Raw genomic sequence first — 344 nt, forward strand, 5'->3', positions numbered from 1 at the left:
TGCTTGCGGAGGAAAAGAGGAGAATAAGCTTGTTGTGGGAGCTTCTAACGTACCGCACGCTGTTATTTTGGAAAAGGCACAGCCGATATTAGAGAAAAAGGGTATTAAATTAGAAATTAAAAAATTCCAAGATTATGTGCTACCGAATAAAGCGTTAGCGGATAAGGAAATTGATGCAAACTACTTCCAGCACATTCCTTACTTAGATAAAGAAATTCAAGAAAAAGGATATAAAATTGTAAACGCAGGAAAAATTCATTTAGAGCCAATGGGCATTTATTCTAAGAAATATAAAAGCTTAAAAGATTTACCAGATGGCGGGACAGTGATTATGAGTAATAACG

Annotated in this window: 1 pseudogene; it reads left to right on the forward strand. The window is 35.2% G+C overall.

Annotated features, from left to right (window positions below):
* A pseudogene (gene metQ / locus MR079_RS28580) lies at positions 1–344 on the forward strand (methionine ABC transporter substrate-binding lipoprotein MetQ); the annotation flags it as partial.

It is taken from the genome of Bacillus cereus group sp. BfR-BA-01381, assembly GCF_022663555.1.
GTDB lineage: Bacteria > Bacillota > Bacilli > Bacillales > Bacillaceae_G > Bacillus_A > Bacillus_A pacificus.